Genomic DNA, 25,387 nt, shown 5'->3' with positions numbered 1-25,387 from the left:
CAGCATTTCCCGATATTTCCCATACCAACGGACTCCAGCGCAGCTATTGACCTCAAAAACGCACAATATGAGTCCTTTTCCAAACAATAGCGTCTCCGGAGTCCGAAAACATGCTTAAAAAGCTAAAATCACGCAAATAACGTCATCTGAGTCCGATGCATCGCAGCAGGATGATAGATACACAGTCGAAGCAGCCAGCCATCTGCCAAAACAAAAAGCAGCGACTCTCCAATAAGGGGAGAACCGCTGCTCTGCTATCTTTTTTTACTTATGAGGCAATCCCTTCACACCACTGCCATTCTCTTTAGTGTCAACGATCACCTGGTTACGCCCATTGTTCTTAGCTTTATACAGTGCCATATCCGCTCGATAGAACAGGGATTCCACGCTTACACGTTCGTCCATCCAGCTCCATTCTGCTATACCGCAGGACACTGTTACATTAGGTTCGGTTTCGTTCATCACCCGCTTGCGAATACGCTCAGCCACATTTACTGCCTGTTCTACTCCCATTAATGGTAAATAGACCGACAGTTCTTCTCCGCCCCATCTCGCAGCAATATCACCTTGACGGATGGAGGACTTCACAATTTCACTGACCTCTTTTAAAATCTTGTCACCCTTTTGATGACCATAGGTATCATTCACCATCTTGAACTGATCGATATCCACAACGATTAAGCAACCGCAAAAATCTGTAGACTGCCGTTCCTTTATTTCTTCGTCCAGATAATGACGAGCATAAAGTCCAGTTAGGCTATCTCTGTTCGCTAGACGTCTAACTTCGGCATGCAGCCTTGCGTTCCCTACAGCAAGTCCAATATGCCCCGCCATCGCCTGAAGCAATCTGTAATTGTCATAAGAGAAATAATGGGCATCGCGATGCGCCAACATGATGGCACCACGCACTTCACCACCTACACTTAAAGGTGTGGCAATCAGCGACTGCGACCCGGTAGCATTCATTAAACGAGAAGTAGTATTAGGATTATCTATGTAGTTAGACATGATTAATGATTCCCCAGTAGTATAGACCTTCCCGCCTAAACCTTGTCCTACTTCTAAAATTTCATTTTGCAAGGAGGAATGATTGCAAGCAATAACCTCTAGCCCGCCCTTTTCTTCGTTCATATGTAAAATACAGCAGTAGTCTGCGCCAAACATCTCTAACAGCTCTTCAAACGCAAATTGAAAAATATCCCCTAAACGCAAGCTCTGATTCAGCCGTTGTGTAAGTTCATTACTCATACGCAGCTCACGAATGAGCTGATTGGACCGTTCATACAGCTTGGCATTCTCAAAAGCAGTACCTGCGGTATCTGCCACCATCGAGAGAAACCGTAAATCTACATCCATAAAGATTGAGTTATCCATCACCATGTGGAATACCCCATAAACCCCCTGCTTGCCACCTAGCGGAAGACCAATTTCTACAATGTGTTGATCTTCAGTATTGGTGTTCAGAGCAACACGGCCGTCTTTAAATGCTCTAGCGCAGACATCATCACTGGACATCTGAAACGGTAAAGGTTTGACCTGCGGATGAGTGCTGCGGTGATCTTGCGACATAAACAGCTCAAGCCTGGCACCAGGGTACATTGCAGAAATGCTATCTATAACCTCCGTAAGCACGGCGTTCACATCAATATTGTCATGCATCCGCTGAACGATCTGAAATAACAAGGAGCGGCGATTGCTCTCACGTTCAGCATGTAGATGAACACTCGCAAGATCAGTTACAAAAATATGTTCAAACTTATGATAGAAAATGGTCCGGTACTGCAACGATATAGCCTCAGCAGTATCTCGTCCACCCATTAAATATTGTTGTGTCGGCATAGCACAGCCCAGGAAAGCAAAAATTTCTTTGTCAACGCGAGTGATGAGCGGTATAGTAAAAAAGCTCATATCCTGACCTTGCACCGTCAGTTGAACAGATGAGGTTGTGCCGGAAAGTAAACTAGCTGCCGCCGCCTGCTCCCATTGGTGCCTCCATCGTTCTTGCTGATCGGCAATATTAGCAAAATATCTGCCTTCAAAATTCAGTACACACCAATCCCATGATTTAGCGAACGGTAGAGCCTCTAGCCCATCGATCCATTCCTCGAAGCTGTCTGCAATCAGATTGGCCAAATATGGGAAGTCATGGGACACTATTTCCGTTTCCCTAAGCCAGGCGGTGGGATCTTCGGAATCTCTACTAGCGTGCAATTTGTCCTGTATCAGCATACGACTGTCTTTATAAGCGTATGCTTTCTGTTCTGACATAACGAAGATCCCCTTTGCTTCTCAATTAAGAAAAAAAACCTTCCCAATTAACATCTAATTAACTATATTTTACTCCCTTTCTTTGTGTATTGCATTATATTTTCCTTATTTCCGGGATTTTTTTTAGGACCAAAGAACTAACGACAAAGAATGACAAAAACTCTTTTAATATGCGCTTGACTTTATATACTACTTTCATATAATATTTATTGTTGAACAAGACTGTAACAAGTCTTACTTGGGCGTAACGTTGTGTCACCCTCACGCATTTCGTTACTGCCAGGGCAGCGGCTGAACTTCCCTGGTAGTGTGGAAGCCAATAATGCTAATCACGGATACGAAATGCGGCGCAAATAGAGCCCTAACCTGAAATTTCAAATATAAAGGAGTCTACTATAACATGGCACGTTACACCGGACCTAAATTCAAACTCAGCCGCCGTCTGGGCATTTCCCTTAGCGGTACAGGCAAAGACCTGAAACGCCCTTTCCCACCAGGACAACACGGCGCTAACCAACGCAGAAAAGTAAGTAACTACGGAATGCAGCTTTTGGAAAAACAAAAACTGCGTCACATGTACGGCTTGGGAGAGAAACAATTCCGTACTCTCTTCGCTAAAGCACAAAAACTTCCAGGTCTTGCGGGCGAAAACTTCATGTTCTTGCTTGAAAGCCGCTTGGACAACCTAGTTTACCGTCTTGGATTTGCTAACTCCCGTGCTGGAGCACGTCAGTTGGTATCCCACGGACACGTAACTGTAAACGGCAAAAAAGTCGACATCGCTTCTTACCGTGTAAGCTTGGGCGACGTTATCGGTCTTCGCGAGAAGAGCCAAGGCATGGCTTCCATCAAAGAAGCTCTTGCTAACCGTAACCACCTTCCAGCTTACCTGGAATATGCTGAAGGATCTTTCGAAGGTAAATATATCCGTTTGCCAGAACGTTCCGAGCTTTCCCAGGATATCGATGAGAAACAAATCGTCGAGTTCTACAACCGTTAATATCTCGCTTTTAGCGGGTATGACCGAAGCCTCCGGATTAATCCGGGGGCTTTTTGTTATGTCTATATTCTAAATTCCAAGCCGTTTGTTGCCTATTACGCTTTCGCAAATCATACCCTAAATTACTTTATTTATAATTTTTGCACAAAAGTCGAATCTTAAGACCATGAGAATCAGGTAGAAGCGCATTCAAAAACGCCAATTTATGCTATAATAATTCCGTTAAAAGGAGGAATTATCGTCGATGGCTCAAGAGAACAAGAAAAAAAACGCTAAGAAGCCTTCACCCCGCAGATCCGCCCTAAGCAGGTTCGGTTCTGTAGTTAAGTGGATGTTTATTCTTGGAATAATAGGCGTTCTATTTGCCGGTGGTGCTGTAGCAGGCTATGTCGCTTCCATTGTGAAGGATGAACCTGTTCGCTCCGAAGAAATGATTCAGCAGCAGGTCAGTCAAAATGCGATCACCGGATTCGCTTATTTCCGAGACGGCGCACCGATCGGCCAGCTTCGGACAGAAGAAGACCGAAGGCTCATTGAATTCAACGATATCCCCCAGCTTATTATCGATGCAGTTCTCGCAATAGAGGACAATAATTTTAATGAGCATAATGGCGTGGATTTCAAAGGCACCTTGCGTGCCGTCAAACAAAAGCTTCTCAATGAATCCGTTCAGACCGGAGGCAGTACACTCACCCAGCAGCTCGCAAGACGTGTATTCCTGAATCTGGATCGGACAGAAGATCGTAAAGTAAAAGAAATTCTACTTTCTCTTAGATTGGAACGCTTCTTGACCAAGCAAGAAATATTAACGGCTTATCTAAATAAGGTTCCTTTCGGCAATGGTTCGAATGGCTACAATGTTTTCGGGATTAAAGCAGCAGCCAAGGGGATATTCGGTCTAGACGATCTGGACAAATTGAATGTCGCTCAAGCAGCGTATTTGGCTGGTCTTCCGCAGCTCCCTTCTGCTTATTCTGCATTTAATGGCATAGGTGAATTCAACGAAAAAGCTTTCAACAGAGCTATGGACCGTCAACATCTTGTACTTCGTCGTATGCTTGAGGAGAATAAGATCACTACCTCTCAATATGATGAAGCCCTTAAATTTGATATCAAGAGTTCTCTGGCGCCACATACCAAAAAAGCCTATGCTACATATCCATACCTGATGATGGAGACTGAGCGTAAAGCATCCGAGATCCTTCTATCATTGAATGAAGAGAAAAATGGCACAACGGATGCCAATAGCACTACTGACAATGCCGTGTTACTTGAAGAAGCAAGACAGCAGCTCATGACCGGCGGTTATCGAGTCTACACAACTATTGATAAAAAAGTTTACAATGCAATGCATAGTGTCTCAGAAGACAGCAATAATTTTACTAAAGACAGCAAAACCAAAGGTATGGAACAGACGGCTGGCATGTTAATTGATAACAAAACGGGAGCCATTCTCGGCATGATTGAGGGCCGCGACTTCAATATTGAGCAGATGAATTATGCTACCCAAATGATCCGTCAGCCCGGATCGACTATGAAGCCAATTTCAGCTTATTTACCAGCCTTAGATGCAGGGCTGATTCAGCCTGCCGGGATTGTGGATGACGCGCCAATTATTCTAAAAGACGGCGGAAAAGGATTCCATATTCCCAAGAATGCCAATAACCGCTATCAAGGTCTGGTCACTGCCCGTTACGCACTTAACAAATCGCTCAACTTGCCTGCGCTTAAGCTGTTTAATGAAAAGGTCGGAATAGAGAAATCTTGGGCCTTTACTAAAAAGCTGGGGATCACCACCCTCACAGATGATGATTACAGCGCGCAGACTGGGGTTATAGGCGGTCTCAAATACGGTGTATCCGTAGAAGAGTTAACCAATGCCTATTCCGCTATCGGCAACCAGGGAGCCTTTAATGATGCCTACATGATTGAGAAAATCGTCAATTCAGAGGGCAAAATTATCTATCAGCACAAGGTTAATCCTGAGCAAGTATTCTCTAAGCAAACAGCTTACCTAATGACAGATATGCTGCGAACTGTAATTACAGAGGGTACAGCCAGCACCGTAAAAAGAGCATACAAACACTCTAAAGAAATTCCGATTGTCGGTAAGACTGGATCTACCCAGAATTATGGGGACGTATGGTTTATGGGCTACACTCCTGATGTCACATTGGGAATGTGGGTCGGTTACAAAGAGCAAATCAACACCCTTACGGGAGATACACAAAAACGTCAAGCCCAAACATTATGGGCAAAAGTATTGAATGCTGTCATTGATAAGCAGCCGGAACTATTCGTCACAGACAAATTTGCACAGCCTGAAGGAATTATCAAAAAGACAGTTTCAGCATATAGCGGCAAACTGCCAACATCTCTGACTGATAAATTCACAACGGATATATTTAATACAAAATATGTGCCAAAAGAGAGCGACGACGGGATTTCCAAAGCCAAGTATATTACTTACAAAGGCGTCAATTATATCCCGTTGGAAGGTACTCCAGAGGAGTTCCTAAAGGAAAAAATCGTCGTTAAACGTGAGAAGCCGATACAGGAACTCGTCAAAGAACTCCTGGCTGCCTTCCCTAAGATGAAGGATCATAAATCACTGGAGTATTATATGCCAGCCGATGCCAAGACGGATTTCCCAACAGAAGTTGATCCACGAGTGGACGACGGGGCTTCCCCTGCTGCTCCTGGAAATGTTAACGTCTCTTATAGCACTGGTAAAGCGGTCATCAGCTTCTCCGCTAGCAGCTCGGCAGATGTTGTGGGATACCGCTTATATCGTTCATTAAATGGAGGTTCTTTCCAAAAGCAATCTATACTCATGGCAGATGAGAACAAGGTATTCACGCCGGGTACACCGGCAAGTGCTAATGCAACCTTCTATGTAACCGCCGTGGATGTTGCAGGTAATGAGACGGCTTCTGGCAGCGTTGCTGGAGGGATTACACCAACACCAGAAGCAACTCCTACACCTGATCAACAACCTGGCACAGAGCCGCCTACAGAGCCTGAGACGACACCAGGAGACATTATTGAGGATCCAGGTAACATTCTCCCGCTACCGACGGAAACACCAGCCGGTGGAGGTAACAGTACTGGGGGCAGTAATAATCCCACAGCAGGTAATAATACAGGGACACGTTAGCCCAAAGATTAATAAATAACTTTACACAGCAAAACACCGTTCCCATGGATTCATCCGGGAACGGTGTTTTTTTACAATTCATTCTAATCCTCAATCGTGGATAGATCTCCTGTCGGAAGATGCAGCTCCCATGCCTTCAGTACACGCCGCATGATTTTACCTGATCGTGTCTTCGGTAGTTTATCCTTAAACTCGATTTCTCGCGGCGCAGCATGTGCAGACAGGCCTGCTTTGACAAAAGCGGCGATCTCCTCTTTCAGAGCAGCAGTTGGAGTATAACCTTCTCTAAGCGAGATAAAAGCCTTAATAATCTCACCCCGCACAAGATCCGGTTTGCCGATTACACCCGCTTCTGCCACTGCCGGATGTTCCACTAATTTGCTCTCCACTTCAAATGGCCCAATACGCTCACCAGAAGAGTTGATAACATCATCAATTCGTCCCTGAAACCAGAAATATCCTTCGTCATCCATATAAGCGGAATCGCCAGAAATGTACCAGCCAGGAATCCGGAAATATTCCTCATACTTCGTCTGATTGTTCCAGATCGTTTTCATCATGGACGGCCACGGAGTTTTTATCGCAAGATTCCCCATAGAGAACGGCGGAAGAACATTTCCCCGATCATCCAGAATCGCTGCTTCAATCCCCGGTAACGGACGGCCCATTGAGCCTGGTTTGATATCCATTGCCGGATAATTACAAATCAATTGTGCCCCTGTTTCAGTCATCCACCAAGTATCATGTATACGCTGATTGTAAAATTTATCTCCCCAACGCACCACTTCCGGATTTAACGGTTCACCAACCGATAGAACATGGCGCAAACTGCTTAAATCAATCCCCTGTAAAGAGTGCTCCCCTGCACCCATCAACATACGAAAAGCTGTAGGTGCGCTGTACCATACAGATACCTTATTCCGTTCGATTGTCTTATACCAATCCTGAGGACTAAAGCGACCGCCTCTGACTACATTCGTTACGCCGTTTAACCAAGGGGCAAATATCCCATATGAAGTTCCTGTCACCCAGCCAGGATCTGCCGTACACCAGTATATATCGTCTTGACGTAGATCTAGCACTACTCTACCTGTATAATAATGTTGAATCATTGCTCTATGCACATGATAAACGCCCTTGGGCTTACCTGTAGAACCAGATGTATAATGCATAATAAGGCCATCGTCCAAATCAAGCCATTCTAAATTAAGATCAGCTGAAACGTTAGCCATCTCTTCTGCGAATCCTAAGTTTCCTTGCTCAATATCTGTTGCTCCACCTACTAGAAAAATATGACGAAGCTCCGGAAGCTCTTCTCGTTTGACCCGATGCAGCAATTCAGGCGTAGTTACCAACGCAACGGCTCCACTATCCTCCAAACGATCCTTAACTGCTGTTTCCATGAAGGCTTCGAACAAGGGTCCTGCTATGGCTCCGATTTTGAGAATACCTAGCAGACTGAAATACAGTTCCGGTTGGCGAGGCATAAAAATAAATACCCTATCTCCTTTACCGATGCCATATTTACGCAATACATTTCCGAACCGATTCGACCGTTCCTGCAGATCGGTAAATGTATAGGATTCTTCCCGTACAGTGTCACTGTAGAGTAGGGCCGTTGCCGCTCCCCGCCCTTCATCAACATGGCGATCAACGGCTTCATAGGCCATATTAACCTTGCCGGTTTCATACCATGAGAAATTACGTTCAACATCCTCCCACTCAAAATTGGCTACTGCCTCCGCATAATCAGACATATTGGAGCTCTGCACACGACCCGGCAAAATTTCGCTATGGACTTGACCCATCACTCTTGCCTCCCTCACTCGTTTGATTTAAGCTTTAAGGGTAAGACTCATGTTTTAAATAATGATGTCAATGCAGTGAATGTGAATTTTTTATGTCTGAATTAGTATACCATAGCAAGCGTTTACATACCATTTTTTTGATCTGAAAGGAGCACTGTCATGGAGCATCGCAAAATCCCTATTTCCCATACTCTCTCCTATATGGGTAGAACGATAACTGTGAGCGGACCCCGATCTCCTGAGGACCTTGAAGCCCTGCATATGCATCAGGATCTAGATGCTTTTCGCAGGCCATTAGAGCAGCAAGAGGCGCTCGTAGAGATCGCCAGCTTGCCAGAAGGCCGTGTGATTACTGCGGTAGAGAATGATGTCATAGTGGGCTATGTGACCTTCCATTATCCAGATGAAATGGAGTTATGGTCACAGGGTGGGATGGAGGATCTTATTGAGCTTGGAGCGATAGAGGTGAGTAATGATTATAGAGGGGCCGGACTAGGCCGGCTGCTGATTTCTACTGCTTTTGAACGGGAGCAATTAGAGAATTGTATTGTTTTTACAACAGAGTATTATTGGCACTGGGATTTAAAAGGCAGTGGGCTGGACGTGTGGGCCTATCGCCAAATGATGGAACGCCTGATGAAGACCGTTAATATGGTTTGGTATGCTACGGATGATCCGGAAATCTGCTCACATCCCGCTAACTGCCTAATGGTTCGCATTGGACAAGAGGTGCCCATGTCCTCTCAGGAGACCTTTGACAGAGTACGTTTTAGACAACGTTTCATGTATTGAGCATTAAATATGCTGCAGCATAAATTCTAATATGGAATGCGAGCGTTGTGAAGATTGTACTGTAAATTCTCTGAAATTCACCTCAGCTGATCCATCAGACTTATCTGACATCGAGCGAATGATGACAAAGGGCGTGGCGTTCATATGACAGACTTGGGCAACCGCCGCCCCTTCCATTTCCACACAAGCTCCATCCATTTGCTCTCTTAATTCAGCTACCATCTCCGCATTAGAAATGAATTGATCACCAGATAACACTTTGCCTATCAAGTACTTTTGACCTAACTCATTGCATGCCTTCTCAGCAAGCTGTACTAACGCAGGGTCTGCCTGGAAGACGGAAGTCTCCTGATAAGGAATTTCGCCTCTTGCGAACCCAAGCCCCGTAGCATCCATGTCATGTTGTACACATGTAGACGATATAACAATATCTCCAATATTCAATTCAGGATGTACAGCACCAGCAACCCCCGTAAACAGCACACGGGATACGCCAAAATTATCAATTAGAAGCTGAGTCGTAACTGCTGCATTTACTTTACCCACCCCAGATTTACAGAGCACTACGGATTTGCCTAATATATTTCCTATGTAATATTGTATACCTGCTTTAACTTTTGTCCGCTTGTCCTCCATGCCTTCTAGAAGCAGCTTAATTTCTTCATCCATCGCTCCGATTAATCCGATGATTTCACTCACAGCAAATGCCTCCTTTGATGATTTGTTTAATAAATAAAAACATAAAAAGCTCCATAAGGAGCTTTTTACGGAATAACTGTTCAGTTCTTAAATTACTTATTCAGATGATTAACCGACAAGCGGAGAATCGTTTCATGAGGCAGGATAACCCGCGGATTCTCAACGGTTTCTTTCTTCATAAGCTTGGTCAAAAGTCTCATCGCAACCGCGCCCAAATCGTACATAGGCTGAGCTACGGTTGTCAGCAAAGGACGAACCATCGAAGCCATACGAATGTTATCCACACTAATAATGGAGAAATCATCCGGTACCTTCAGACCTTCATCTTGAATACTGTGAATGGCGCCAATAGCCATTTCATCCGTTGCCGCAAAAATAGCGGTTGGTTTCTTCTTGAGTCCAAGGAAATACTTCATTGCTTCTACACCAGATTCATAGCGGTAGTTACCGATGCGTACCAAATCCTCTTGGTACTCGATTCCTGCCTGTTCCAGTGCTTTCTTGTAACCATGGAAACGTGCATATCCATTTGCAGGATCCTGCAGTGTGCCACTGATCATAGCAATCTCACGATGACCGTGACGAATCAATGTGTTCACAGCATCAAAAGCAGCGGTTTCATGATCGATGTCAACGGAAGGATAAGTTCCCTTCTCATCCCGTGTAGCACATAGAACAATCGGAACTGCAGAAGTCTGGAAAGCTTGAATATGTTCGTCAGTTACTGTACCCCCCATGAAGAGCAGACCATCGACCTGTTTCTCCAAAAGGGTATTAATGACACGAATTTCTTTCTCTTTACGCTTATCCGCGTTACACAATATGATATTGTAATGATACATGTTCGCGATATCTTCAATCCCGCGTGCAATTTCTGCAAAAATCGAGTTTGAAATATCAGGGATGACAACCCCAACGGTTGTCGTTTTCTTACTGGCAAGACCTCTTGCCACGGCATTGGGACGATATCCCAAACGTTCAATCGCTTCAAAAACTTTCTTCCGGGTCTGCGGTTTCACGTTAGGGTTATTATTCACAACCCGTGATACCGTAGCCATAGATACGCCTGCTTCTCGAGCTACATCGTAAATGGTTACCGTCAAATTACTCTCTCCATTGCGATAAATTTTATCGTTCGACTAATTAAAAATATGATACGACACTTTGTACATTTGTGCAATGATAACGCTTCATTTTCCTTTCAAAATTTCTTTCAAGGCTGAAAACGTCACCCTGGATTAAAATTGTGACCAGTGCTGGTTAACCTGTCCAAGAGCATCAATAATGTAACTTCTATCTATCGTAACAAAAAGTGAGTGAAAAATCCAACATTCCGTGAAAAATTTTCATTATTTTCACACAATTTTTTTATAATCTTCATTTTCAGTCATTTGGAAGGATAATTGAGACAATCTTCGACTAGTTTCTTCCATCCAATGCTGGTCTGACAGCTTCTCAGCTAAACGATAGATATCGAGAAGCATATCGACTCGGGTCTGAATCCTCTCTCGGATTATCGTCTCTAGTTCTGATATTCCCCCTATTATAGTTTCTGACAAGGATTCTTTTAATACACTGGCCAATTCATTTCTCTCCGTAAACAAAAAATCTTTTCCCGGATCATCTCCACTGAGTTCTTTTACTAATTTGCCTAGATCTGCTTTAATAAACTGCAAAGGTTCATAACTAGCGCATTCTGGGCAGGTATAGACAGGAACATGCGTAATCTTCATCTTCGTATTAAAAATCAAAGAATGCATATGTAAGTTCATGAGGCCACCACAACTGCACAACTTCTCCATCAAATTATCTTTATACATCTTCTACACCTCTTGCACAAAATTAATAAAGCACAAAGTTTGACTTTTTCAACTTCTATATTCGACTCTACTCGATTAAAACCCTCCTTTATTGCATATAATGATTAAATTGGCAATTTGTCTATAATTTACATCCCTAAAGATGACTTCATATTTTAAATTTGATAGAATAATGAAAGAATCATGGGAATCGAAAGGAGCTTAACTAAATGAGACTAGCCGGTAAAAAGGTGATAGCACTCGTAGACGATGAATTTGAAGATTTGGAGCTCTGGTATCCCGTGTATCGGGTGAGAGAAGAAGGTGCCGAGGTTCACTTGGCAGGTCTGGAAAAAAATAAGACGTACGTCGGTAAATATGGCGTACCTGCTAAAGCAGAATACTCCTGGGACGAGCTTAATGCCGCAGATTATGATGGGATTTTGGTTCCAGGCGGCTGGGCTCCTGATAAAATCCGTAGATACAGTGCCGTTCTAAAGCTAGTACAGGATTTTAATGCGGCTAAAAAACCAATTGGGCAGATCTGCCATGCAGGCTGGGTATTAATTTCTGCTAAAATTCTGGAAGGTGTAACCGTCACCTCCACGCCGGGCATCCGTGATGACATGGAGAATGCCGGAGCCATCTGGAAGGATGAGGCTGTAGTTACGGATGGACATATCATTTCCGCTCGCCGCCCGCCAGATCTTCCGCCATACGGCAAAGCCTTTTGCGATGCACTTGCTGGGGAATAAACATAGGTATATAGTTTAAAATCAAACAAGCCCTGTTTCTCACAATTTGAGGAGCAGGGCTTTTGATTTGAGGCGTTTAAAATTCCAAATTATTACCTGATCCGCATAGAATCCGTCTCCATGATCATATTTGGATAATTTGTAAACCTAAAGGTCAAAGGTTGAGGCAGCTTTTCTTGACCCACGTTAAGAAAATAAGTTATTGTAGTTCCTTTTGCATCCTCTCTATACTCTCTATATCCGGAGTAATTATCATGTACAAGCCAATGTCCGCTTCCAGCGCTATCCACAAAATTATCGTCTATCCCAAAACCGGTTGCTTCATGCAACTCCTCAACTTTTTTGGGAATCAATAAATCCAATACTATAATCCCCTGCTCTTCGTCCGCGGTCCGTTTGGAAATCGAGAGAGAGTTATCCGGTGCCTTTAAAATCTGCTGCGTTTCCGTGTTAATCACAAGCTCGACCTCTGATTGATCTAGAGCAGAGATTCCTTCAACTTCAAGTTTGATTGGATCATTAGGTCTCATATTGTCATTGTGGTAAATATTCGATCCACTTGCCCGCATTAGTTCCTCTTGATGATCCCCTTTTCCGAGGACAAGCTTAGGTGATAGCAAACTAAAAATCCTCATTGTATTCTCTCTGCCAAAGGTTTCCCGCATATAAATACCCGTAGGTCCAATATAAACCTGGTCCATTATAATTTTCTGTCCACCGATAGACAGACTATCCTTCAAATCAACAAGTTCTCCTTGAAAATAATTGTTATCGGCTTCCAGTGGAATTTTGACACCCATTTCTTTTATATCCTTGTTATTAAAAACTTGACTAAGAGCATCTGGAAAAAGCGATAATGTGATATTCAACTCCTCTGGTATCTCATCCTGATATTTATCCCAGACGATTTGCTCATACATACGAGTCGTCCCAGGGGACCCAACCTCTTGTGCATTAGAAGTGCTAAACCCGCTGTATCCACTAAGGTGGTATTTATCCTCTGGAGTCTTTTTCAAAGACAAGCCAAAAAGACGCATCTTCTGATCCGTATTGTTCTGGATTGTATAAAGCACTGCAATGCCTCTTCGATCTGCAATGATTCCGTTAACAGTCCATGTTATCCCGTCCACCTCAGAAGAAGAGATACTTACCTCCTTCATCATCCCTGCATCAAGTGCTGATTTAATCGTCAGATTATTAGCAATAACGGGTCTAAACACTTCAAGCTGGCCCCAGCTTTTTGGAGGTAATTGTGCACGTACGGGATTTATCATCTGATTTGCCCAAGGCACAATTATAAGTAAGGCGAATGCCAAGACCACCAATACAACAACAGCGTACCTTTTACTAAAAGACAAACGTGTACGGTTCCCTTGCTGCATCCCCCTGCGGATCGCGGTGTCCAGTTTTACATCCAGAAGTTCTTCTGCCTCCGCATCGATTTTCTGAAAATAATCTTTAAGCAGCTTCTCTTCAGACTCAGCCATAAAACAGCTCCCCCTTCCGCTTCATTTTGTCACGCAGTTGTTTTAATCCTTTATTCAGCCATGTCTTCACTGTACCCTCTGGTTTATCCAGCACCTCTGCAATTTCGGCAAGGGTCATATCCTTGTAATATTTGAGCACCAGCACTTGGCGATATTTGGGTTTCACTCCATCCAGCGCTTGTTCCATGTCCAGTCTGCGGTCACTTTTCATCTCCATGATTCCCTCATCACTTCGAGCAGCTTCTGCGACTGTGTTCCTCTTTCGGCGCTTCAGCTCATCATTACAGCAATTAATCAAAATACGTGTTAACCAAGGAGCGAACCGCTCCGCGTCTTTTAAGCTCTTTCGTTTAATCCATGCGCGGCAGGTTGCCTCCTGCAAAACCTCCAGCGAATCCGCTTCATTTCGCAAATAGCTGTAGGCAATGCTATAAAGTTTTCTTTTCTGTCCAGCCACTTGCTCATAAAATAGCTCTTCGTCCGTAGCGGCCATTTCCATTTCATCATTTATAATGTGATCCATTTTCGGCCTGCCTCCCCCCTTGCCTTTATTCCTAAGTCGGTTCTGTGTAACTCTCTCTATGTATTGACTGCGCTGCAGGGTAAACGGTTTTGTTTTTTTAAAAGTATGTCATAAATATAGAAAAAGGCTCGGCAAGAATGCCGAACCTTGATATGAATTGAATAAAAGTTACAGTAACTTTAGGATGAGGCTTTCTCCTGTAGTTCTCCGCTTGATCCAAGCGTAAGGCCACTTTTTTGCGCAAACGCAGTTAACATTTCTTCCGTCTCTGAGCTTGTACGATGATGGAAACACGCTTTGGCAATTCTTTTGGCATCCTTGGCCAATGTGTTCAGTGTGCGGTGTTTAACCTTCAGCAGCGCCTGCGGCGACATGCTGAGATCTCTAATTCCCAGCTCCAGCCAAAGAGGCAAAGAACGCTCATCCGCCGCCATTTCACCACATACACTGATATCAATCTTGGCATTACGTGCCGCTTCTACCGTCATACGGATCATTCGCAGAACCGCTGGATGGTACGGATGATACATATGAGCAATTTGTTCATTCATACGGTCTACCGCTAACACATATTGAACCAAATCATTAGTGCCGATACTGAAAAAGTCAACTTCCTCAGCCAATAAATCCGCAATCATAACCGCCGCCGGAACTTCAATCATAATACCCACAGGAAGATTCCGGTTAAAAGGGATATCTCGTTGCTCCAGCTCAGCTTTCACTTCTTCTAAAACAGCTTTTGCCGCCTGCACTTCCTCTACGGAAGAAATCATCGGAAACATTAACTTTACATTCCCGTATGCACTTGCCCGCAAAATGGCACTTAACTGGGTTTTGAACATATCCAATCGATCCAAGCTGATGCGAATCGCCCGATAACCAAGGAAAGGATTCTGTTCTTCAGGCAGCTGGATATAATCCAACTGCTTGTCCCCGCCAATATCCAGCGTACGAATCACTACAGTGTTATTGCCCACCTTCTCGACAACCTGTTTATACACTTCAAATTGTTCATCCTCAGTTGGGAAAGATCTGCGGTCCATATAAAGAAACTCTGTACGGAACAGGCCTACACCTTCAGCACCATACTTAAGTGCTATGTTGAGTTCTTTAACTGAACTGATATTGCCGGCAAGTCGCAGGTTCACACCATCCTTGGTGACAGCCTCCACGGTGGCGAGCAGTTCCAGCTGCTCTTTCTTTTTATGCTGTTTATCCCGAATCGCTACATATTCATTTATCGTAAGTTCATCTGGATGGATTTGTACAGATCCGGTATCGCCGTCGATCACAAGCATGTCCCCGGTCTGAATAGGATTAGACAGATTATTCTCCAAGCCCGCTACAAGCGGAATGCCTAGCGCACGAGCCATAATGGAGGAATGTGAGGTTTTACCGCCCATCATGGTGACAATACCTAGAACATAAGTTGGATTCAAGTGAGCTAGCTGGGAAGGAGACAACTCCTTCGCAACAAGAATATATGGCTGTGTATCCGATGGTAACGTAACCTCTGGAGCGCCTAAAAGATGTTTTAAAAGACGGTTTCCGACATCCTTGATATCAACCGCCCGCTCCTTCATGTACTCATCGTCTAGCAGATCAAACATCGCTACAAAATGATCAATCGCTTCTTTCACAGCTACTTCTGCCGCTTTGTACTGGCGTTCAATGATCCCGCGGATTTCACTCATGAACACAGGATCATCTAAGATCGCCAGATGAGCATCAAAAATACTCGATTCCTCCGGACCTACCACTTCTCTGAACTCTTTTTTGATGAATTCAATCTCGTCCTTAGAGGTACGGATACCTTCGTATAAACGCTCAAACTCCTTAGCTAGATCCACTGGGTTCACTTGTGTATCCGGTAAGCTCCATTCCCAGTTCGGCAAGACAAAGGCCTTCCCGATAGCTACACCTGCTGCTGCGCCTATGCCTTGTATCATCCTTCAATCCCTCCAACGTTACTTTCGTGTAAGACTACGGACATTACTGATGATTGCCCCTTTTTAACATTTTTAAATGGAGCATAGCTCCATGATTTGACCCGATCAGGATTCGTGATCACCATCGGTGTAGCCAATGAGGCCGCATGTTCACGCAAATAAGCGAGGTCGAATTTAACAAGCAATTGACCTGGCTCCACGCTGTCGCCTTCTTTTACAACCGCCTCAAAGGGTCCCTTGAGCTGTGAAGTGTCGATCCCTATATGCATGAGTACTTCCAGCCCTTCCGGCGTCGAAATACCCACGGCATGCATTGTAGGATAGACGTGCATAACTTTCCCGAATACGGGTGAAGTAAGTTCCCCTTTTTCCGGCAAAAATGCAACCCCATCGCCCACTAGCTTAGCTGCAAAAATGTGATCAGGCACTTCCTCGATAGGCATCATTCTGCCCTGCATTGGCGAACTGAACAGCACCTGCGGCAAATCACGAAGCATAAGCTTGTTAATCTCCTCGCGGATCAGTTCAGAATACGTGCCAAATACTACCTGGACATTTCCGCCGCCCAGCTTGATAATCCCTGCGGAACCCAAACCTTTAAGCGCTCCAGTATCTATATATCGGTCATTATGAACCGTAAGCCGCAGACGGGTGATACAGGACTGCACTTGTACAATATTCTCCTTGCCCCCAAGCGCCTCTAAGATTAGCGGTGCCTGATAAGGGATATTGCCGGCCCAATCCCCAAGCTCTGAACCTTCTTCACGCCCCGGTGTCGGGATCTGAAAACGGCGAATCGCCCAGCGGAATAAATTATAGTACACAATCCCGTAGCCGATACCAATCGGAATCAGCAGCCAAGCCCTCTGTGATAAATGCATGTTCAAGAAGAAATCGATGGCTCCAGCCGAATAGGAGAACCCGTGATGGATTCCCAGCATGTAGGTCAGTACCATTGCGAGACCGGACATTACAGTATGTACCGCGAACAAATACGGAGAAGCAAATAAAAATGCAAATTCGATTTGCTCCGAAACCCCGGTCAGAAAACAAACCAACGCCGCCCGTACAAAAGTCTTTTTAATCTTGGGCTTCAAATCCTCGCGCGCTTCCTGAATAATTGCAAAAGCAATGGCAGGCAGCGCAAACATCATAATCGGAAACAACCCCGCCATAAAAATCCCCGCCGTAGGATCGCCTGCAAAAAAACGCGGCAAATCCCCCTGAACCACAGCACTACCATCAGGAGTCGTAAAATTCCCAAATTGAAACCAAAACACATTATTAAGAATATGATGTAGTCCAAAAGCGGTCAGAACCCTATATAGGACCCCATAGATAAAAACGCCAAACCCGCCCGTCTGCAATATTCCCTGAAAAAGATTATCCAGCCCAATCTGCAGCAGCGGAGATATTCCTAACATTACCCACGCGAACCCGGCAGAAAATAAGCCCATGAACAGCAAAACAAAACGCGACCCTCCAAAAAACTGGATCGCCTCTGGAAGCTTAATATTTTTAAACCGGTTTTGCGCGACACCGGCAACGATCCCCAGCAAAATTCCGATTAGTGTTGCAGGTTGTACAAGCCCGTCTCCCATTTGGGTGACAATTCGGTCGTAAGTGAACATCCCAGCCAGCGCTGCAAGCCCCGCCGTTCCGGCTTGATTGGATAAACCCCATGCTACACCTACAGCGAACAAATAAGGCATATAATAAAATATTGCCTGCCCCGCGTAAGTAGCCACTTCAGACACCGAAGAAAGTCCCCATGCAGACCAAGGTAAGCTGCCCAAACTCAGCAAAATGGCTGCCGCCGGCAGTACCATGGTAGGAAGCATTATGGCTCTGCCCAATTGCTGCAATGATCCGAGCCAATTCAAGGCTACCCTCTCCTTTCTTTCTATATTGAATGGTAAGCGCTGCGGGGATTTTTGTCAAAAGAAACTCATGAGATCTTCACGTTACATTTTTAAAACAAATATTCTCACATTCCACTAAACATTTATTCATTAGTATCCATAGAACGGCTGGTATTTACGTGGAGCTATTAATACTACAGAGTCAGAATTTAGTTTAAGTGTACTTTGTGCAACTATTCCTATCGATGTTACTCTGAGCACCTTTTTAACTGCACTTCATACAACTATTTTTAGAGATTTTCCACTTAACCTAATCGTTGATGCGTTTTAAGTGTACAAAGTACAACTATTTCGCATTTAGATAGTTATTTCGGCGATTTAGCTGTATAAAGTGCAATTATTCCCTTGCGCAGCTATCGTATAGATGTCCCTAGCATACCTGATTGGATTGGATTGGATTTGATTTGGTCTGATCCGGTCTGGTTTGGTCTGAACTGATCTGATCTCAGAGCCCTCGCTTCATAACATCGAACTTTTCTCCCCCCATTAGCTATCTCCAACACCCTAAACTCACAGTTAGGAATTCCACCTGAGTTTAAGTGTACTTTGTGCAACTATTCATATCGACGTTACTCTAAGCACTTTTTTAACTGCACTTCATACAACTATTTTTAATGATTTCCCTCTTCATCTAATATTTGATGCGTTTTAAGTGTACAAAGTACAACTATTTCGCATTTAGATAACTATTCCGGCGATTTAGTTGTACAAAGTGCAATTATTCCCTTGCGCAGACTCTAAAGATCCTCTTACCACATTTGATCTGGTCTGAGAGCCTTCACCTCATAATACCGAATTCTTTCTCCCTGATTAACCGGCTTCAGCAACCCCTTCTCACTTAATGATTGCAGCAATCGACGCGCCGTACGGAAATTAATGCAGAAATGCGTGGCCACATCCTTTGGACGAACCGGTCTACCGAGACGCCAAGCGAAACGCAGAACCTCTTTTTCCTCAGACAAAATAGCTACGCTAGCAGAATTACGAGCCAAGTAAGGCGCCAGCACCAGTTGTAACAGCATCCGGCAGACCTCGGGACGTTGCTGGATATCATCAAAAGAAAAATGAATCATCCTCCAGCCCATCCCAGTCAAAAAAGTGTCCCGATTTACTGAATAGTTGAATTTTTCGCGGTCCATATCTTTCACATGGCTTTGATATCCATCACACTCGATCCCAAAGCTGCTGCCCGTCTGCGGAAGAAAAGCAAAGTCCAAAAATTGTGATTTGCGATTCCAGTCATATACTTCGTATTCTGGATGCAAATCGTCTAGGGACTCAAACATAGGCCACCATACATTCTGCAAAAATAGCTTTTCCGCAAAATTATGTCCTCTAACCAGCCTCCCTCTTCTTTCACCTGTTCTTGATTTCATATGCTGGTCGATAAACAAACCATGCGCTTCTTCAAACTCCATAACCTATAGCCTCCCCTACAAAATAAAAAAACGCCCTTCACCGCAAAAAGCGGTTAAAGGACGTTCTTCGTCTAATCTCATTATAACTAGCTCAACAGGCGATTTACATTAAAAATCGCACCTTTTGTTACACAATACCTCTTACTTTGGCTGATCTCCATCATCTAAGTTTGCTATAACCTCAGCGTCATAAATTTAAACCTAGTTAGTTTATTCCTCTTTTGCTCGTTCTCGCCAGTTTGCTCATTCTTCACCAGCTAGTTCGTTCTTCGCCAATTAGCTCGTTCTTCACCAGTTAGTTCGTTCTTCACCAGCTAGTTCGTTCTTCACCAGTTAGTCCGTTCTTCGCCAGCTAGCTCGTTCTTCATCAGCTAGTTCATTCTTCACCAGCTAGTTCGTTATTCGTCAGTTCCTTGTTACGTCCGTTGGTCAACGATAACTGTAATCACCACACACTTAACTCAGTGTTCAGTTCAACAGTATATGACCAACCCTACTGCCGGCTACGCCCATGCATTGTGATCGCTTCTTCGACCTTGATGCAGCGGTCCATAATGGCGATCATACCGTGCTCAGCGGCGATTTTAGCGGCTTCTGCGCTAACTATACCCTGCTGGAGCCACAGCACACGTGCGCCAATGTCAGCAGCCTCCTGCGCGACCTTTGCGCAGTGTTCGCTTCGACGGAATACATTGACGATGTCCACTGGCTCCGGAATTTCTGCTAAAGTGTGATAACACTTTTCTCCCAGGATCTCACCATCCACCGTTGGGTTAACGGGAATGATCCGATATCCCCGGCTTTGCATGGCGCCCGCGACCATATAAGAGGTACGGTCTGTTTTGTCTGACAAGCCGACAACAGCAATGTTACCTGCGGAAGCAAGGATATCTCCGATCTGCTCCCGACTTGGATTCTCAAAGCTCATAAGTAGTGCCCCTTTCCATAGTTACACTTAATGATCCTTGTTTAACTGAAGCTAGATACGCTAGCTCCCTCATTCCTATTGTACCCACTCCACATTCGCACCAAGCGCACGCAAGTGATCAAAATATTGCGGATAAGATTTTGCCACATGATGTGCATCCTTAATCAAAAGAGGTTTACGCGCACGCAAGCCCACTACGGATAGTGCCATAATTACGCGGTGATCATAATGCGCATTAATGGTGACTCCGCCTTCGACACCTTCAGGCATACCGTGAACAATTATCTCATCGCGGCGTTCTTCTACCTTAGCTCCGGCACGGGTTAATTCTGCTAAGTAATCGGTAATGCGATCGCATTCCTTATAACGCAAATTCTCAACATTATAGAATCGGGAGGTGCCTTCTGCAAATACTGCGGCAGCCACCATGGCCAATACCGCATCGGTTGCAGCATCTCCATCAAATTCAACAGCTTTTAGGATACCGTTCCCTTGGACATGTACTGTGCCCTCTTCATGAGTAAGAGGAACTTCCATCATCCGCAGCACATCAACAATGGCTCTTTCACCTTGTTTACTTTGTTCTGCAAGACGGTGGATTTTCACATCCGACTTTGTAACGGCAGCCGCCGCAAGGATTGCCGCAGAGCCTGGGTAGTCACCTTGAACAGTATATGACTTAGCTGCATAAGCTTGACGACCTGGAACTTTAAAGGACATGTAATCATCCGCAGCGTGCACCACAATACCTGCCTGCTCCAACACTTCCAAGGTCTGGCCCACGACAACCTTCGATTTCAAATCATCGAGGACAATAATTTCACTATCTTCTTCAAGCAATGGTGTCAGGAATAATAGAGCACTTAAGAACTGGGAGCTTACTGCACCAGAGACAGTAATTCTGCCTCCAACCGGTTTACCCCCACGGATCGTGATTGGCAATTTCCCTTCATTATGCTCCACCTGAACACCTAGCTGTTCCAGCGCCACAATCAAGTCGTCATGCGGACGTTTGCCCAATGAGTCTGGATACGTATTTACAAAAGTAACCTCAGGACTTAACGCGGCCACAGCCATAAGAAAACGCAGCACCGCTCCGGCATTTCCTACATTAAGTTCTTTAACGTCTTTTGGATGACGTCCGAAGCCTTGAATCACAATCTTTTCCTCATCCTCTGTAAGCACAGCACCCAAATCTGCTATGCAGCGACGGATCGCGTCGCTATCCTCACTATGTGCAGGATGATAAATCGTACTTACTCCTTCAGACAATGCCGCAACCAGCAGATAACGTGTCGTATAGTTTTTGGAAGAGAGGGCTCCAAATTCTCCTTGCAGAGATGGCGTTGGCCTAACAATAACGTCCATAATATAAACTCTCCTTAGTAGATGTAGTGGGTATGTAATGCTCGTTTGACAGGGTATTCTGTTCTTGTGTTATCATTAAACCATTCTTCTGATGAAAAGAGGTCAAACCCATGCATAATGTACCACAAATCACACCGCAAGAATTACGGCAGTGTATAGAGACAGGTGAAGACCTTGTACTCATCGATGTTCGCGAAGACGAAGAGGTGGCCTCTGGGATGATTCCAGGTGCACAACATATCCCTATGGGAGAAATTCCACACCGTACTGAGGATATTCCAAGCGACGCCAAAGTGATCTTCATTTGCCGTTCCGGTGCCCGCAGCCAACGTGTCTGCGAATATCTACAGCAGTTTGGTTATAACGCTGCGAACCTTAGCGGTGGTATGATTGAATGGAATGAGACACTCTCTTAAAAGCTCAACCGCGGTAATGCATTAAAATATGTTGCGACACTTCTGCCGCAGTCAGTCCCGTTGTATCGACCGTGTAATGCGCGAATAGGTATGCATCCTGGCGATCTTCCATGATTCGTCTGACCCGTTCTTCTGCATTGCCGGCGAGCAGCGGACGATTCTCATCCCCGCTAACACGTGCAATAATCTCTTCCTCAGTTGCCGTTAGCGCAACTACATGCCCTTTACTCAGCATTAAGGCTGTATTCCCCGGCGCCAATACCGCGCCTCCACCAGTGGATATTAATTTATTCTCAGACTCTAGCATTTGCTTTAGAACCGCAGTTTCTACGCTTCGAAAGTATTCCTCACCATCTTCTGCGAAGATTTCTGCAATGCTTCTGCCTTCAGTCTCAATAATGACATGATCCAAATCAACCAGCTCATAGCCCAGCTCCTCGGCCAAAATAGCACCAACAGTTGACTTACCAGTCGCCATCATCCCTACTAAAATAATGTTTTTGTTCTTATCTTCCTGACTCATCGTTTTTAGTTCTTCTGTATCCCCAGCCATGACTATCCTCCAACCGCGATATTTGTCATATCATAACACAGGGTCAAAACATTAGACAATCCGCTTCTTCCAGTAAAAAAAGACCCGAAAGGCTCCCCATTTCTGGTGAAGCCGTCCGGGCCGCTTGTCATACAGTCAATTAGATTATTCCGCTGCCATCCAGTTGTGGTGGAAGACGCCTTCTTTGTCCACACGTTTGAAGGTGTGAGCGCCAAAGTAATCACGTTGAGCCTGAAGCAAGTTAGCAGGCAAACGTTCTGTACGGTAGCTGTCATAGTAAGCCAATGCGCTGGAGAATCCAGGGACTGGAACACCCAAAGTTACCGCAGAAGCAATGACTTTACGCCATGCGGATTGGTAATTGTCCATAACATTCTTGAAGAAAGGATCAAGAAGCAGATTCTTAAGCTCTGCATTGTTCTCATAAGCATCTGTGATGTTTTGTAGGAAACGGGAACGGATAATGCAGCCGCCGCGCCAGATTTTAGCCAGCTCGCCATATTTCAGATCCCATCCATATTCGTCGGAAGCTACGCGAAGTTGAGCGAAACCTTGCGCGTAGGATACGATTTTGCTCGCGAACAATGCTTTACGCACGTTCTCGATGAATTCGGCTTTGTCGCCTTCAAAAGTTGTTGCTTCTGGTCCGTTAAGCACTTTGCTTGCTTCTACGCGCTCATCCTTCATAGCAGACAGGAAGCGGGAGAATACGGATTCGGTAATCATGGACAGAGGTACACCAAGATCTAGTGAGCTTTGGCTTGTCCATTTACCAGTACCCTTTTGGCCAGCGGAATCAAGGATAACGTCAACCATAGGTTTGCCGGTTTCTTCGTCATATTGAGCAAAGATATCAGTAGTGATCTCGATCAGGTAGCTGTCGAGCTCGCCGCTGTTCCACTCTTTGAAAATATTGTGAAGTTCTTTTGCATCCAGACCTAGAACATCTTTCAACAACTGATAAGCTTCACAGATCAATTGCATATCACCATATTCGATACCGTTGTGCACCATTTTAACATAGTGTCCTGCACCGTCAGGTCCGATATATGTACAGCAAGGCTCTCCGTCCACTTTGGCTGAGATTGCCGTTAGGATAGGCTCTACAAGTTTATACGCACTTTCTTGACCACCTGGCATAATCGAAGGACCTTTAAGAGCACCTTCTTCACCACCGGAAACTCCAGTACCGATAAAGCGGAAACCTTTTTCTTCCAGCTCTTTACTGCGACGAACTGTATCAGGGAAGTAAGCATTCCCTCCGTCGATAATGATGTCGCCTTGATCAAGATGCGGCAGCAGTTGCTCGATGGTAGCATCAGTAGCTTTACCAGCTTGAACCATGATCAGAATTTTGCGCGGTGTTTCCAGCGAAGCTACAAATTCCTCAACAGAAAATGTGCCTACGAGGTTTTTACCTTCCGCTTCAGCAAGAAGATCATGTGTCTTCTCCGGGGAGCGGTTGAATACGGATACGGAAAAACCTTTGCTTTCGATATTTAGAGCCAAATTCTTGCCCATTACCGCCAAGCCAATAACGCCGATTTGTTGTTTTGCCATCTGGTCCTCCACCCTTTGCACCCTATATTTTTGTGAAATCCATTTCTCGCAGTATAAGAATACCACCCTTTATCAGAGACAGCAAAGCCTGCCCTGCGAATAGAGATCAATTTCATTGACAAATTCAGACCAAGAAATGATCACAATGACTATTTTAACGTTTTTAACGTCAGAAGTGAACCCCTGTCTGCAAGTTCCAATACAAATATAAGACACCCCGATGAACAGGGTGCCTTGAAAGAACATCTGCCCGGCACTTGCTTACCATTCTAACATAAACAATTCCTTGGTCAAAAAGGCAAGCTCAGCTCGACATTTGTCCGCGCGAACCGTATCTCCAGCCTTTAATGCATCATTTAACCGATCCAACTGTTCATCAACTTCAATTCTCCGCTGGCGAACCCGTTCTTCCCCTTCAATAGAATAAAAGAGTCTTGTCAGCTCCTCATCTGTGAGCATAGGTCCCTTCTGATATAACACACGCTGCTGATAACCAGAAATTTCAACCAGGCGAATCACTTCGCCAAACAGAATATTTTCAATAATAATCTGCCGATCCCGGAAACGCTTAACGATAGCATGCCCGCGCATATCCCCAATTAATTTCTCCATCCACTCTGACAAGCGAGCATCACGGATCATATAATCGCCCACAAGCTTATAGCCGTCCTTAATCCTTTGAAACCGCAATTTCACTAACTTGCGACCCGTACGGACCGAAATCACAAAGACCTGTTCATTCTCGCTCCAATATAGGGAATAACCTTCTTGAATCAAATCCTTGATCAGGTCCTGGATATGCTGTCTGTCGAACCGCAGTTCCAGGTTACAATATTCCACCTCGTCGTTTTTGTTCACGGCACTCCCCCCTAACAGCTTCACATCTGTAAAGCCAGCCTTCATTAGTTCAATTCCAGAGTAATCATGGCTGCCGGACCTCTTCTTGAGTTAACTTCCTTTTTGCGTTCGTCTTAATCTTATTTTA

Annotated in this window: 20 protein-coding genes; 5 read left to right on the top strand and 15 right to left on the bottom strand. The window is 44.7% G+C overall.

The features are described from left to right. Positions 1–264: 264 nt before the first annotated feature. Positions 265–2,268: a sensor domain-containing diguanylate cyclase gene (locus NYE35_RS12605; RefSeq protein ID WP_076099563.1), complete on the bottom strand. Its 2,004-nt coding sequence runs from the start codon at positions 2,266–2,268 to the stop codon at positions 265–267. Between the two features lie 400 nt (positions 2,269–2,668). Here NYE35_RS12605 and rpsD point away from each other — a divergent pair, with 400 nt between their 5' ends. Continuing rightward, positions 2,669–3,268, top strand: coding sequence for a 30S ribosomal protein S4 (gene rpsD, locus NYE35_RS12600; protein ID WP_036686147.1), 600 nt, complete (start codon positions 2,669–2,671; stop codon positions 3,266–3,268). A gap of 244 nt (positions 3,269–3,512) precedes the next feature. Beyond that, positions 3,513–6,425, top strand: a complete 2,913-nt coding sequence (locus tag NYE35_RS12595; protein WP_341121142.1) for a transglycosylase domain-containing protein — start codon at positions 3,513–3,515, stop codon at positions 6,423–6,425. Between the two features lie 83 nt (positions 6,426–6,508). Here the strand turns inward: NYE35_RS12595 and acsA are convergent, their stop codons facing one another. Continuing rightward, positions 6,509–8,233, bottom strand: a complete 1,725-nt coding sequence (gene acsA / locus NYE35_RS12590; protein WP_036686145.1) for an acetate--CoA ligase — start codon at positions 8,231–8,233, stop codon at positions 6,509–6,511. A gap of 159 nt (positions 8,234–8,392) precedes the next feature. Between acsA and NYE35_RS12585 the strand changes: the two genes are divergently transcribed. Next, positions 8,393–9,025, top strand: a complete 633-nt coding sequence (locus tag NYE35_RS12585) for a GNAT family N-acetyltransferase (protein ID WP_036686143.1) — start codon at positions 8,393–8,395, stop codon at positions 9,023–9,025. Positions 9,026–9,028: 3 nt separating this feature from the next. On the opposite strand, the gene NYE35_RS12580 is transcribed toward NYE35_RS12585, so the two are convergent. The 3 genes from NYE35_RS12580 to NYE35_RS12570 all read right to left on the bottom strand — a co-directional run bounded on the left by NYE35_RS12580 (position 9,029) and on the right by NYE35_RS12570 (position 11,544). After that, on the bottom strand, positions 9,029–9,724 hold the full coding sequence (locus tag NYE35_RS12580) for a 5'-methylthioadenosine/adenosylhomocysteine nucleosidase (RefSeq protein ID WP_036686141.1): 696 nt from the start codon (positions 9,722–9,724) through the stop codon (positions 9,029–9,031). 92 nt (positions 9,725–9,816) lie between these two features. Next, positions 9,817–10,827: a catabolite control protein A gene (gene ccpA / locus NYE35_RS12575; protein WP_036686140.1), complete on the bottom strand. Its 1,011-nt coding sequence runs from the start codon at positions 10,825–10,827 to the stop codon at positions 9,817–9,819. A gap of 252 nt (positions 10,828–11,079) precedes the next feature. Further along, positions 11,080–11,544 (bottom strand): hypothetical protein, encoded by a 465-nt coding sequence (locus tag NYE35_RS12570; RefSeq protein ID WP_038570275.1) that lies wholly within the window; start codon positions 11,542–11,544, stop codon positions 11,080–11,082. A gap of 209 nt (positions 11,545–11,753) precedes the next feature. Between NYE35_RS12570 and NYE35_RS12565 the strand changes: the two genes are divergently transcribed. Continuing rightward, the gene (locus NYE35_RS12565; RefSeq protein WP_036686137.1) at positions 11,754–12,278 is read left to right on the top strand and encodes a type 1 glutamine amidotransferase domain-containing protein; all 525 of its coding nucleotides are present in this window, start codon (positions 11,754–11,756) and stop codon (positions 12,276–12,278) included. 92 nt (positions 12,279–12,370) lie between these two features. Here NYE35_RS12565 and NYE35_RS12560 read toward each other — a convergent pair whose 3' ends face one another. From NYE35_RS12560 to aroA, 7 genes are all read right to left on the bottom strand, one after another. Continuing rightward, the gene (locus tag NYE35_RS12560) at positions 12,371–13,765 is read right to left on the bottom strand and encodes a DUF4179 domain-containing protein (RefSeq protein WP_341121140.1); all 1,395 of its coding nucleotides are present in this window, start codon (positions 13,763–13,765) and stop codon (positions 12,371–12,373) included. Continuing rightward, complete coding sequence (locus NYE35_RS12555; protein ID WP_094902125.1) at positions 13,758–14,288, bottom strand: sigma-70 family RNA polymerase sigma factor; 531 nt, start codon at positions 14,286–14,288, stop codon at positions 13,758–13,760. Before NYE35_RS12555 ends, NYE35_RS12560 begins: the two co-directional genes overlap by 8 nt. 179 nt (positions 14,289–14,467) lie before the next feature. After that, positions 14,468–16,237 carry a phosphoenolpyruvate--protein phosphotransferase gene (gene ptsP, locus NYE35_RS12550; RefSeq protein WP_036686134.1) on the bottom strand — a complete coding sequence of 590 codons (1,770 nt, stop codon included), beginning with the start codon at positions 16,235–16,237 and terminating at the stop codon, positions 14,468–14,470. After that, positions 16,234–18,120: a glucose PTS transporter subunit IIA gene (locus NYE35_RS12545; RefSeq protein ID WP_036686132.1), complete on the bottom strand. Its 1,887-nt coding sequence runs from the start codon at positions 18,118–18,120 to the stop codon at positions 16,234–16,236. Before NYE35_RS12545 ends, ptsP begins: the two co-directional genes overlap by 4 nt. Before the next feature lie 788 nt (positions 18,121–18,908). Further along, the gene (locus NYE35_RS12540; protein ID WP_326046710.1) at positions 18,909–19,577 is read right to left on the bottom strand and encodes a hypothetical protein; all 669 of its coding nucleotides are present in this window, start codon (positions 19,575–19,577) and stop codon (positions 18,909–18,911) included. Between the two features lie 493 nt (positions 19,578–20,070). Then, positions 20,071–20,505 carry a CoA-binding protein gene (locus NYE35_RS12535; RefSeq protein ID WP_076212713.1) on the bottom strand — a complete coding sequence of 145 codons (435 nt, stop codon included), beginning with the start codon at positions 20,503–20,505 and terminating at the stop codon, positions 20,071–20,073. Positions 20,506–20,580: 75 nt separating this feature from the next. Then, positions 20,581–21,873, bottom strand: a complete 1,293-nt coding sequence (gene aroA / locus NYE35_RS12530) for a 3-phosphoshikimate 1-carboxyvinyltransferase (protein ID WP_036686127.1) — start codon at positions 21,871–21,873, stop codon at positions 20,581–20,583. Positions 21,874–21,983: 110 nt separating this feature from the next. On the opposite strand from aroA, the gene NYE35_RS12525 reads away from it, so the two are divergent. After that, complete coding sequence (locus tag NYE35_RS12525; protein WP_038570249.1) at positions 21,984–22,289, top strand: rhodanese-like domain-containing protein; 306 nt, start codon at positions 21,984–21,986, stop codon at positions 22,287–22,289. A gap of 4 nt (positions 22,290–22,293) precedes the next feature. On the opposite strand, the gene NYE35_RS12520 is transcribed toward NYE35_RS12525, so the two are convergent. The 3 genes from NYE35_RS12520 to NYE35_RS12510 all read right to left on the bottom strand — a co-directional run bounded on the left by NYE35_RS12520 (position 22,294) and on the right by NYE35_RS12510 (position 25,260). Further along, positions 22,294–22,842: a shikimate kinase gene (locus NYE35_RS12520; RefSeq protein WP_235219530.1), complete on the bottom strand. Its 549-nt coding sequence runs from the start codon at positions 22,840–22,842 to the stop codon at positions 22,294–22,296. Between the two features lie 144 nt (positions 22,843–22,986). Beyond that, the gene (gene gndA, locus NYE35_RS12515; RefSeq protein ID WP_038570246.1) at positions 22,987–24,402 is read right to left on the bottom strand and encodes an NADP-dependent phosphogluconate dehydrogenase; all 1,416 of its coding nucleotides are present in this window, start codon (positions 24,400–24,402) and stop codon (positions 22,987–22,989) included. A 261-nt stretch (positions 24,403–24,663) separates the two neighbouring features. Next, positions 24,664–25,260, bottom strand: a complete 597-nt coding sequence (locus tag NYE35_RS12510; RefSeq protein ID WP_036686566.1) for a hypothetical protein — start codon at positions 25,258–25,260, stop codon at positions 24,664–24,666. Positions 25,261–25,387: the final 127 nt, after the last annotated feature.

The organism is Paenibacillus sp. FSL L8-0494 (assembly GCF_038003695.1).
GTDB classification, from domain to species: Bacteria; Bacillota; Bacilli; order Paenibacillales; family Paenibacillaceae; genus Paenibacillus_AQ; species Paenibacillus_AQ odorifer.
This window is presented reverse-complemented; position numbering and strand designations above follow the sequence as displayed.

What these genes read in the sequence shown, in the direction of transcription:
- NYE35_RS12605 (WP_076099563.1), bottom strand. Translation starts at nt 2,268, where the DNA reads ATGTCAGAACAGAAAGCATACGCTTATAAAGACAGTCGTATGCTGATA.
- rpsD (WP_036686147.1), top strand. Translation starts at nt 2,669, where the DNA reads ATGGCACGTTACACCGGACCTAAATTCAAACTCAGCCGCCGTCTGGGC.
- NYE35_RS12595 (WP_341121142.1), top strand. Translation starts at nt 3,513, where the DNA reads ATGGCTCAAGAGAACAAGAAAAAAAACGCTAAGAAGCCTTCACCCCGC.
- acsA (WP_036686145.1), bottom strand. Translation starts at nt 8,233, where the DNA reads ATGGGTCAAGTCCATAGCGAAATTTTGCCGGGTCGTGTGCAGAGCTCC.
- NYE35_RS12585 (WP_036686143.1), top strand. Translation starts at nt 8,393, where the DNA reads ATGGAGCATCGCAAAATCCCTATTTCCCATACTCTCTCCTATATGGGT.
- NYE35_RS12570 (WP_038570275.1), bottom strand. Translation starts at nt 11,544, where the DNA reads ATGTATAAAGATAATTTGATGGAGAAGTTGTGCAGTTGTGGTGGCCTC.
- NYE35_RS12565 (WP_036686137.1), top strand. Translation starts at nt 11,754, where the DNA reads ATGAGACTAGCCGGTAAAAAGGTGATAGCACTCGTAGACGATGAATTT.
- NYE35_RS12560 (WP_341121140.1), bottom strand. Translation starts at nt 13,765, where the DNA reads ATGGCTGAGTCTGAAGAGAAGCTGCTTAAAGATTATTTTCAGAAAATC.
- NYE35_RS12555 (WP_094902125.1), bottom strand. Translation starts at nt 14,288, where the DNA reads ATGGATCACATTATAAATGATGAAATGGAAATGGCCGCTACGGACGAA.
- ptsP (WP_036686134.1), bottom strand. Translation starts at nt 16,237, where the DNA reads ATGATACAAGGCATAGGCGCAGCAGCAGGTGTAGCTATCGGGAAGGCC.
- NYE35_RS12540 (WP_326046710.1), bottom strand. Translation starts at nt 19,577, where the DNA reads ATGGAGTTTGAAGAAGCGCATGGTTTGTTTATCGACCAGCATATGAAA.
- NYE35_RS12535 (WP_076212713.1), bottom strand. Translation starts at nt 20,505, where the DNA reads ATGAGCTTTGAGAATCCAAGTCGGGAGCAGATCGGAGATATCCTTGCT.
- aroA (WP_036686127.1), bottom strand. Translation starts at nt 21,873, where the DNA reads ATGGACGTTATTGTTAGGCCAACGCCATCTCTGCAAGGAGAATTTGGA.
- NYE35_RS12525 (WP_038570249.1), top strand. Translation starts at nt 21,984, where the DNA reads ATGCATAATGTACCACAAATCACACCGCAAGAATTACGGCAGTGTATA.
- NYE35_RS12520 (WP_235219530.1), bottom strand. Translation starts at nt 22,842, where the DNA reads ATGGCTGGGGATACAGAAGAACTAAAAACGATGAGTCAGGAAGATAAG.
- gndA (WP_038570246.1), bottom strand. Translation starts at nt 24,402, where the DNA reads ATGGCAAAACAACAAATCGGCGTTATTGGCTTGGCGGTAATGGGCAAG.